Annotated in this window: 10 protein-coding genes; 2 read left to right on the top strand and 8 right to left on the bottom strand. The window is 68.5% G+C overall.

Going from position 1 to position 9863, the window contains the following annotated elements:
• Positions 1-19: 19 nt before the first annotated feature.
• Positions 20-487, bottom strand: a complete 468-nt coding sequence (ssb, locus tag KUV67_10395) for a single-stranded DNA-binding protein (protein ID MBY6205291.1) — start codon at positions 485-487, stop codon at positions 20-22.
• 182 nt (positions 488-669) lie between these two features.
• On the opposite strand from ssb, the gene KUV67_10390 reads away from it, so the two are divergent.
• Positions 670-1620, top strand: a complete 951-nt coding sequence (locus tag KUV67_10390; protein MBY6205290.1) for a polyprenyl synthetase family protein — start codon at positions 670-672, stop codon at positions 1618-1620.
• Positions 1621-1689: 69 nt separating this feature from the next.
• Here KUV67_10390 and murD read toward each other — a convergent pair whose 3' ends face one another.
• From murD to KUV67_10370, 4 genes are all read right to left on the bottom strand, one after another.
• Positions 1690-3036 (bottom strand): UDP-N-acetylmuramoyl-L-alanine--D-glutamate ligase, encoded by a 1347-nt coding sequence (murD, locus tag KUV67_10385; protein ID MBY6205289.1) that lies wholly within the window; start codon positions 3034-3036, stop codon positions 1690-1692.
• Entirely contained in the window at positions 3017-4354 is a 1338-nt protein-coding gene (locus KUV67_10380) for a hypothetical protein (GenBank protein MBY6205288.1), read from the bottom strand. Before KUV67_10380 ends, murD begins: the two co-directional genes overlap by 20 nt.
• A gap of 8 nt (positions 4355-4362) precedes the next feature.
• A complete protein-coding gene (locus tag KUV67_10375) occupies positions 4363-5478 on the bottom strand; it encodes an AI-2E family transporter (protein ID MBY6205287.1) in 1116 nt (371 codons plus the stop codon).
• Between the two features lie 228 nt (positions 5479-5706).
• Entirely contained in the window at positions 5707-6903 is a 1197-nt protein-coding gene (locus tag KUV67_10370) for an outer membrane protein transport protein (GenBank protein ID MBY6205286.1), read from the bottom strand.
• A 272-nt stretch (positions 6904-7175) separates the two neighbouring features.
• Here KUV67_10370 and thiD point away from each other — a divergent pair, with 272 nt between their 5' ends.
• Complete coding sequence (thiD, locus tag KUV67_10365; GenBank protein MBY6205285.1) at positions 7176-7994, top strand: bifunctional hydroxymethylpyrimidine kinase/phosphomethylpyrimidine kinase; 819 nt, start codon at positions 7176-7178, stop codon at positions 7992-7994.
• 124 nt (positions 7995-8118) lie between these two features.
• Here the strand turns inward: thiD and KUV67_10360 are convergent, their stop codons facing one another.
• The 3 genes from KUV67_10360 to KUV67_10350 all read right to left on the bottom strand — a co-directional run bounded on the left by KUV67_10360 (position 8119) and on the right by KUV67_10350 (position 9860).
• Complete coding sequence (locus KUV67_10360) at positions 8119-9129, bottom strand: isocitrate dehydrogenase (protein MBY6205284.1); 1011 nt, start codon at positions 9127-9129, stop codon at positions 8119-8121.
• 38 nt (positions 9130-9167) lie between these two features.
• On the bottom strand, positions 9168-9425 hold the full coding sequence (gene grxC / locus KUV67_10355) for a glutaredoxin 3 (GenBank protein ID MBY6205283.1): 258 nt from the start codon (positions 9423-9425) through the stop codon (positions 9168-9170).
• Positions 9426-9515: 90 nt separating this feature from the next.
• A complete protein-coding gene (locus tag KUV67_10350; protein ID MBY6205282.1) occupies positions 9516-9860 on the bottom strand; it encodes a TusE/DsrC/DsvC family sulfur relay protein in 345 nt (114 codons plus the stop codon).
• Between the last annotated feature and the right edge of the window lie 3 nt (positions 9861-9863).

The raw sequence follows: 9863 nt of genomic DNA, 5'->3' as shown, positions 1-9863 counted from the left end.
GCAGCGCGCGCCTCGGGCGTCAGAACGGGATGTCGTCGTCCATGTCGTCGGCGGCCGGGGCCTGCTGCTGCGACGGCGCGTTCCGCGGCGCGGGCCGCGACCGTTGCTGCCCGCCGTAGCCGCCCGCGGAGTCGCCCATCGGCGCGTCGCTGCGGCCATCGAGCATCTGCATTTCATTGGCGACGATTTCCGTGGTCCAGCGGTCGTTTCCGCTCTGGTCCTGCCACTTGCGCGTCTGCAATCGGCCCTCGATGTAGACCTTGGAGCCCTTGCGGAGGTATTCGCCGGCGATCTCGCCGAGCCGCGCGAACAGCACCACGTTGTGCCATTCGGTGTTCTCGCGCTGCTCGCCGGTCTGCTTGTCGCGCCAAGACTCGCTGGTGGCCAGGCGCAGGTTGCAGACGGCCGTGTTGGACTGGGTGTAGCGAACCTCGGGATCCGCGCCGAGATTGCCGATCAGGATGACTTTGTTGATTCCGCGCGCCATGAAATCGTGTGCCTTGGAAGTTGTCGGAAACGGCCGACGAGTCTAGCACGGGGCCGATCGGAGTCCGGCGCCGATCGAGGCGCGCGGCGGCGCGCTTGCACGTTGTCCGCGCCAGCGGCCGTATAATCGGTCGGATGAGCCACGCACGCCCGATTCCCGACGCCCGATCGGTCGATGCGGTCATGGACCGCACCGCCACCGATCGTGCTGCCATGGACCGGCTGATCCGGGAGCGACTCCGGTCGGACGTGGCCCTTGTCAACCAGGTCGCCGAATACATCATCGGCGCCGGCGGCAAGCGATTGCGCCCGCTGGTCCACCTGCTCGCGGCGCGCGCCTGCGGCCACGACCAGGACCGGCACATCCAGCTGGCCGCGGTGATCGAGTTCATCCACACCGCGACCCTGCTGCACGACGACGTGGTCGACGAATCGGATCGCCGCCGCGGCCAGAAGGCGGCCCACACGGTCTGGGGCAACGCGGCCTCCGTTCTGGTCGGCGACTACCTGTATTCCCGCAGTTTCCAGTTGATGGTCGAGCTGGAGTCTCCGCGTGTGATGTCGATCCTCGCCGACACGACGAACACGATCGCAGCCGGCGAGGTCCTGCAGCTGATGCAGCTCGGCGATGCGGAACTCGACGAGTCCGGGTACATGCGCGTGATCGGCGACAAGACCGCCTGCCTGTTCGCCGCGGCCGCGCGGCTCGGAGCCGTCATCAGCGGCAGCGACGAGGCGATCGAGGAGTCGCTGGCCCAGTACGGGTTTGCCCTGGGCCAGGCGTTCCAGATCACCGACGACTGGCTCGACTACTCCGGCCAGGACGGCTCCCTGGGCAAGAACCTCGGCGACGACCTGGCCGAGGGCAAGGTCACGCTTCCGCTGATTCTCGCGCTGCGGGCCGCCGATGCCGACGACCGAGCGTTCCTCACCTCGGTCATTCAGAGCGGCGGCACCGAAGACCTCGAGCGGGTTCGCGAAATCCTGCGCCGGACCGGTGCGCTGGACGAGTCGATCGCCCGCGCCCAGGCGTTTTCCGACCAGGCCGTCGAAGCGGTCGAAACCCTTCCGCCCTCGGCCGAGCGCGACGCGCTGGCCATCCTCGCCCGCTTCGCCGTCGATCGTTCGCTGTAGCCCCGGAACCCGACCGGCCCTCTCGTCCGCTGAACAGCGTTGCCCGGCCCCGTCGCCGGCGCACGGAATCTAGCCGGCCGGTCGCCGGAGCGCGAGCGAACGCACCGCCACGCGGAAGGCCTCTCCCCGCGCCTCGAAGTCGCGGAACCGATGAAAGCTGGGTCCCCCGGGCGAAAACAGCACGCGATCGCCGGGTTCGGCCAGGGCCGCCGCTTCGCGCACGCCCGCGTCCAGGCCCTCCACCCGGCGAACGCGGTCGGTCGCGACGAGTCCTCCTTCGATCAGTGCACGCGCGGCATCGCCCCCCGTTTCGGGTAGCGCGACCAGGCCCTTCAGCCGGATGCCGGCGTCGACCAGCGCGTCCCAGTCGGCGCCGCGCTGCTGGCCGCCGACGATCAGCACGGCCGGGCGCGGATCGGCCCGGAGCGCGGCGAGGGTCGCGTGCGGCGTCGTCGAGATGGAATCGTTGACGAACTCCACGCCGTCGATCCTGCCCAGCGACTCCAGCCGGTGGGCCAGACCCCGGAAGCCGCGTGCCGCCACAAGGGCCTGCTCGCGATCGATCCCCAGCGAGCCGGCCAGTTCGACCGCCAGCACCAGGTTGTCGAGGTTGTGGCGGCCGGGCAGCGTCCAGTCCGACCGCGCGAAGACCCTGCGCTCGCCGACATACAGGCCGTCCTCGGCCGCGTGCAGGCTGCCCGACGCGGCGGACGCGACATTGGCCGGTCGGGCATGGTCGATACCGCCCAGCCGATCGCCGAGGATCGGGTCACTCGCGTTGAACCACAGCGGCCGGCCCTGGAGCAGGTCGGCCAGGCGGAGCTTGGCCCCGTAGTAGGCCTCGACGGAACCGTGCCAGTCGACGTGCTCCGGAAACAGCCGGGTGACGGCACCGACCGACGGCGCACCGACCAGGTCGACGAGCTGGTAGCTGGAAAGCTCGACCACGAACACGTCGGCTTCAACGTCGATCAGGTCGAGCAGCGGCCGGCCGATGTTCCCGGCCAGTTCGGTCCGGAACCCGGCCTCGCGGGCCAGGTGGGCGAGCAGCGAGCTGGTCGTGCTCTTGCCCTTGCTGCCGGTCACCGCGACGACGCGCGCGTCCGGGCGCTCGGCGAACCAGATCGACGAGGAGGTCGACATCGGCAGGCCCGCCTGGCGGCAGCGCGCCAGGCCCGGGTGATGGGGGGGCACGCCGGGCGAGCGCAGCACCAGGTCGAAGCGGTCGGGATCGACGGCGAGCTCGGCCACGGTCGTCGCCGACCTCGGCTCGTGCTCCGGCGGCCGCTCGGCGAACACGTGCAGCTCCAGGGGATCGGCGCGCTCCAGCAGCGCGCGCTCGGCCGCCCGACCCTCGCGGCCGTAGCCGATCAGGGCGATCCGGGCACCGGTGAAATCAGCCAGGCGCCAGCGCATCGAAGGCCTCCGGGATGCGGTGCGTGCCGCCGGGCGCGCTCAATGCCTCGATCGAGGGCGTGCGCCGGCGATCGAGCCTCGGCGCCAGTGCCCGGACCACCTCGTGGTCGGCCCAGACCGGATTCCCGGCCAGGGCGAGGACCGCGGCGCGGGCCTCCTTGGCCTCGCCGACGCATTCGAAGGGCCGGTGACCGTCCAGTTCCAGCAGCTCCGCGAACCCGTCGACGAGACCGGAATCGGCCAGCAGGTCGGCGCCGAAGATCGCGCGCAGCTCGTCCGGGGACAGGAACGGCGCCAGGGCCAGGAACACGAACAGGCACTTCGGACAGCGGCCGCACCAGCGATCGGTCCGCGCGCCGTCGAGATGGAAGTTCCGATTGCAGCTGGAGAAGACCGCATGGTAGTCCTTCAGACTCGCGAACTCGCGGACCACGGCCAGCTCGCGCTCGCGCCGAAGGATCGAGAAGACGCGGAGATCGGCGGCGACCGATCGCCGCATCCAGTCGTCGAAGCCGGCCTCGAAGGCCAGGCTCTTGGCCCACTGGTGATTGACCGAGCGACCGCCGACCCGGAGCGTCGGCTCGTCGGCCGAGCGTTCGTTGGCGAAGACCACGTAGCGGAAATCCCACAGCACGGCGGCCAGGGCGAGCGCGGCGGCGTTGATCGCGGTAATCGGCACGTGGCCATTGATCGCCCCGGCCGCATTGAGTTCGGCCAGCGCCGGATCGACCCGTCGTCCGATGCGGCGATGGGGCAGCCCGGTCCGCCGGGCGACGCGCCCGATCAACTCGGCCTGACCGACCTGCACCGTTTCGATCGGAACGCCCGAACGTCGCAAGCGCTCCAGCGCGACCAGCGAGTCCTTGCCGCCGCCCATCGGGACCAGCGCGCGTTCGCTCAAGCCCAGCGGCGCAGGCGCCGGAGAGGGTCCGTCGAAGGCGACCGACCCGAAGTCGGGCCACCACGGGGCGTCGAGCTCGTTGCGCCAGGCCAGTTCGGCCAGGCCGTCGCGGTAGACCGCCTCCAGCAGCTCGGCCGTCTGCGGGTCGGGGCGTCGGTCGGCGAAGCCCACTCCGCCGCGGCAGGCGACCTTCCAGTAACTGACGCCGGCGATCCAGTGCAAGGCATCGATCGCGGCGCGAACCGCGTTCCGTCGCTCCTCGGCGACCGGACCGGGCAGCGGCCCGAACTCGAAGCGCTCCTCCAACGGAACCGTCCGTCCGTCGAGGGCCAGGGTCCAGCGAAGCGCGAGTCGCCCGCTGTCCGGCGCGAACTCGGGCGTTTCGAATCGGAGACGGACCGACGCCGGATCAGGCATCGCGTCGATCAGGCATCGGCCGATGCGGCATCCGCAGCCGGGTGACCGGCATCGTCCGCGTCGAGGTCGTCGCCGCCGTCCTGCTCACGCCGGGGCCAGGCCCGCAGCACCGCGTTGACGAGCGTGGCCAGGGGAATGGCGAAGAACACGCCCCAGAAGCCCCAGATTCCGCCGAACACGAGGATCGCAACGATGATTGCCACAGGGTGCAGGCTCACGACTTCGGAGAACAGGATCGGGACCAGCACGTTGCCGTCGAGGAACTGGATGATCGTGTAGGCGATCAGCACCCATCCGAACTGCATCGTGAATCCGAACTCGATGAACGCCACGATCGCGACGGGAATCGTGACTACCGCCGCGCCGATGTACGGAATCAGCACCGAGAAGCCGACCAGCATCGAGATCAGCATCGCGAACGGCACACCGAGCAGAGCGAAGGTGACGTAGGTGACGATCCAGACGATGAGGATCTCCAGCACCTTGCCGCGTACGTAATTGCCGATCTGTATATCGACTTCCTGCCAGACCGACATGGCCAGTCCGCGATCGCGCGGCAGGTAGCGCCGGAACCAGCCGAGGATCTGCTCCTTGTCCTTGAGGAAGAAGAACACCAGGATCGGCATCAGGACCAGGAACACGACCAGGCCGATCAGATACATCAGCCCCGACGGCGAAACCACCGTGGTCGAGTAGCGTCCGACCTCCTCGCCGATCTTGCCGAGGATCTCGTTGACCTGCGCCTCACCGACGATCTGCGGATACCGCTCCGGCAGCTCGGCGACGTAGTTCTGGATCTGGCGGATGTAGCTGGGCAGCGCGGCGAGCGCCTGGCCGAGCTGTCGCGTGATCATCGGCGTGATGTAGAAGAACAGCACCAGGACGGTGGCCATGAAGGCCATGAAGACCGCCAGCACGGCCATGAAACGGGGCGCGCCGTAGCGGACCAGCCGCGCGACCACGGCTTCGAGCAGATAGGCCACCACGATGCTCGCGAACACCGGCGCCAGCATCTTGCCGAAAGCCATCACCAGGACCACGCCCAGGATCAGCGAAATGGCCAGGATCACGACCTGCGGGTCGGAAAAATTCCTCTCGTACCACTGGCGAATCTGCAGGAACATGGCGCGATTATAGCGCCCGCTCGCTGCAGTACCGTTTCGGTCGGAGCGGGTGGCGAACCGTGCGCGAACGGTCCGCCAGGCGATGGGCCCGGGCCGATCGGCCCCGTCGGGGAATCGGCGGCCGGATCGGATCGGCGGACCGCGAGATGGGCCGCACCATGGACGGGTAGAGGTCGTTGGAGACCGGCGGTCCGGGCTTTGCCGGGCCGAGCCCGGCCCCAGCGGCGATCAGAACGAGACGTTCAGCCGGGCCGCCACTTCCACGGCCTGGTCGAGGCGATCGCTGACCACGCCGAGAACGTTGCCGCCGAACGCGAATTCCGGCGGTGCATAGCTGGCCGACAGATCGAGCCGCACGCGCTCGCCGACGCCCTTTCCGATGCCGACGAGGATGCTCTGCTGCGCCAGCTCACCGGCCAGAGCGCTGGCCAGGGTCGGAGCCGTCGGGGTCGGCTGCGAACGCGTGTGGTAATCGACGCGGAACTCGAAGTCGCTCTCGTGCTGCCAGCGCAGGCCGAAGCTGTAGACGGTCAGGTCGTTCCACTCGAAGCTCGGGCTGGTGCTGTCACCGAGCAGGGCATTGAAGCGGGCCGGCAACGCGCGGCTCGGGAAAGCCCCCACGTCGCTGTAGAAGACCTGCGAGACGGCCATCGTGAAGACGGTGCGGTCGGTCGCCCGGAGGTCCACACCCATCTGCATGCGCGGCGGGATATCGAGGTCGGCGGAATAGCCGTGGACGCCGCGCAGCGAAGCCAACTCGTCCATGTTGATCCGCGACTGGTAGGCCGCGCTGATCCGGACCCGGGGGGCCAGATCGGTCTCGAAGCCGAGCCGCAGGCCCGCGCCCTGGGAGCGCTCGAGCTCCTGCGCGTAAAGGCCCGACGCGCGAACCGGGGCCAGCGGGTCGTGGAAGCGCGACTCGAACACCTGGGTGTCGAGCATGGAATGGCTGAACTGCTGCGATGCCAGCACCGCGGACACGCTGACCCGGTTCCGGTCGGACAGCCGGCTGGAGAACCCGGACAGCATCATCGAGCGCTGGAACGAGAAGGCTCCGTTGCCGGTCGAGGCCGGAGCGCTGAAATTCATCTGCGAGAGATTGGTCAGCGAGGTCGAAAACAACGCCAGGCCGTTGCGCGAATCGGCCAGCAGCGGACGCGCGAACTCGGGCAGGACGACGTTGTGATCGATCTGCAGCCAGGTGATGTCCGGCCGGGGACCACGATGCAGATTGGGGAGATCGGGCGTGAGTTCATGGGCCAGGTACGCCTCCCACGGCCCCAGCTCCATGCCGAGCAGCGACCAGGTCACCCCGAACGATGCACCGGGCAGCACACCGGACGGCGCCGCGCGAAGCGTGGAGGCCGGAGCCGCCGCCAGGGCGGCCGCCAGAGCTGCGGATGCGATCGAAAGACGCCGGATCATCGGTTCCTGTGTTCCCCAGTTACGGTCGAACGTACGATTGGCCGTACGATCGACGATGTGACAATACAACTGCGTTTGCCCGTGTCGAGCGTTTCGCCGGCGCGGGACCGCGATCCTTGCCGCGGTTCACGCGCGGATTCACGCGAGCCGGGCCAACGATCACTTAACGTTGGAATGAAGTGTAATGGCTCGGTTGGCGAAAATACAACGTCTTTTCCGACGATTTCCGTGATACGCCGCTCAAAACCCCGAAATTCAAGGCCCCACGACCCATGAACACTGTTGCAGATCTACAACATCCGGCCGCGAGCCTGGATTGCGCGGCGCTGACGATCGCCGGCTCGGACGCCTGTGGCGGGGCCGGGATCCAGGCCGACCTGAAGACCTTTGCCGCGTTCGGCGTGCATGGTGCGAGCGCGCTGACGGCGGTGACCGCGCAGAACACGCTCGGCGTGACCGCGATCGAGTCGCTGCCTGCCCGGTTCGTCGCCGCGCAGATCCGGGCCTGCCTGGACGATCTCCCGCTGACCGCGATCAAGACCGGAATGCTCGCCTCGTCGCCGCTGATCGAGGCGATCGTCGCGGCCCTGCCCCGCGACGGAGCGCCGCTGCTGGTGATCGATCCGGTCATGGTCGCGACCAGTGGCGATCGACTCCTCGACGAATCGGCCACCCGGACCCTGGTCGACAGGCTGCTTCCCCGGGCCGCCCTGGTCACACCGAACCGGCCGGAAGCGGCGATCCTGACCGGCGCCGATGCCGACGCCCCGGTCGATGAACTGGCCGACCGGATGCTCGAACTCGGTCTGCGGGCCGTGCTGATCAAGGACGGGCACGGCTCGGATGCGACCTGCCGCGACCTGCTGGCAACATCGGACGGCCGCCGCCGCACCTTCGACCGCGCCCGGCGGCCGGGCCGCTACCACGGCACGGGCTGCGCCCTCTCGGCGGCGATCTGTGCACTGCTGGCCCGGGGGGAGACGCTTGAGGTGTCGGTGGCGCGGGCCGGCGACTGGCTGGCCGAGCAGATCGCCCAGGCACGCATGCCGACGACCGGCGACCTGGCGTTGCTGCCTTTCTCCAGGGGATAGGGACTGCACGACAGGGTGAAGGGACCAGGGGGAAGGGACGAGTGGATGCTCCGGGCGACGGTTGTACCAGCCCTCGGACCCTGCCCCCCTGGCCCCTGCCCCCTCGTCCCTGGCCTCGAGACCCTCAGCCCTCGATCCGTTCCACCAGCGCGTCGGCGAACGTGGACGTGGTTCCCTTGCCGCCGAGGTCCGGAGTGACCCGGTCGCCGGACGAGATGACGTCGCGGATCGCAGCGCGCAGGCGCCGGGCGCGGTCGTTCATGGCGAGATGGTCCAGCATCTGGGCCGCACCGAGCAACAGAGCGCAAGGATTCGCGATGCCCTGCCCGGCGATATCCGGGGCCGAACCGTGGACGGCTTCGAACATCGCGGCCCGGTCACCGATGTTGGCACCCGGGGCAAGACCCAGGCCGCCGACCAGGCCGGCGCACAGGTCCGAGATGATGTCGCCGAACAGATTCGTGGTCACCATCACGTCGAAGCGCTCGGGATTCATCACCAGCTGCATCGCGCAGTTGTCGACGATCATGTCGTTGAATTCGATCCCGGGGTAGTCCTCGGCGATCTCGCGAGCGACGTCGAGGAACAGGCCGGAAACGTCCTTGAGGATATTGGCCTTGTGCACCGCCGTGACCTTCTTGCGCCCCGCCTTGTCGGCCAGTTCGAAGGCGTATCGGACGACGCGTTCGCAGCCTGCACGGGTGGCGATCATCTTCGATTCGGCGCGCGAGCCGTCCTCGCTGGTCCTGGCGTCCTCCGCCAGGTAGGCACCCTCGGTGTTCTCGCGCACGGTGATCAGGTCGATGCCGTCGTATCGGGATCGGGTTCCGGGGAAGCTGATCGCCGGGCGCACATTGGCGTACAGGTCGAATCGCTTGCGCAACTCGACATTCAACGAGCGGAACCCACCGCCGACCGGCGTGGTCAGCGGCCCCTTCAGCACCAGCTTGTTCTTCTCGATCGAGTCCAGCGTGGCCTGCGGAAGCAGGGTGCCGTCAGCGTCCTGGGCTTCCAGGCCGGCGCGCTGGACGTCGTATTCGAAGCCACAATCCAGTGCGTCGAGCACCTTCAGCGTGGCGTCCATGATTTCCGGGCCGATGCCGTCGCCTCGGATGACGGTGATTGTGGTGGTCACGTGTTCGAATCCTTCTGGTTTGAATGGGGCGGCACGGCTCAATCGGCCAGCAGGCGATCGAGTTCGCCTTCCTGGTCGAGCGCATCGAGGTCGTCGAAGCCGCCGACGTGGATGTCGCCGATAAAGATCTGCGGCACCGTGCGGCGCCCGGTGCGCTCCATCATCTCCGCCCGCCGGGCAGGCTCCGCATCCAGCGACACCTCGGTCCAGCGAACGCCCTTCGATTTCAGAAGATTGCGGGCAGCCACACAGTAGGGACAGGCGGCACGGGAGTACATCACGATGGCTTGGCTCATGGTCGGTTCCGGTCGGTCGGTAGCTGCGCCGACGAGCGCAGCGGGTTCATGGGTTCGGGCGACGGACGCCCGCGGCGCCGGACGTACGCGTCAGATGCAGGACTCGGGCCGCGGCAGACCCGCGTAGCGACAGGCTTCCCGGATCGGACCGTCGGGAAACAACCGGTACAGGGTTCGGCTCGAGGCATCGTGCTGTCCGGTCTCGTCGCGCATCGCACGGATCGCGACCCGCATCAGCGGCGGCATGCCGTAACGCTCGTGGTGGTCGCGGACGAAGCGGATCAGCCACCAGTGCAACGGCCGCAGTTCGATCCCGTCGCTCTCGGCCATCGCCTCCGCCACGCCTTCGCTCCAGCACGCGGCGTCGAGCAGGTGGCCATCGGCTCCGAGGTCGATCCGGCGCCCTTCGATGTCCATCACGGTCGCTTCGGTCATCGC

Source organism: Halomonas denitrificans, from assembly GCA_019800895.1.
Lineage (GTDB): Bacteria > Pseudomonadota > Gammaproteobacteria > Xanthomonadales > Wenzhouxiangellaceae.
The sequence above is the reverse complement of the archived record's forward strand: the minus strand, read 5'-3'. Positions and strand labels throughout refer to the sequence as shown.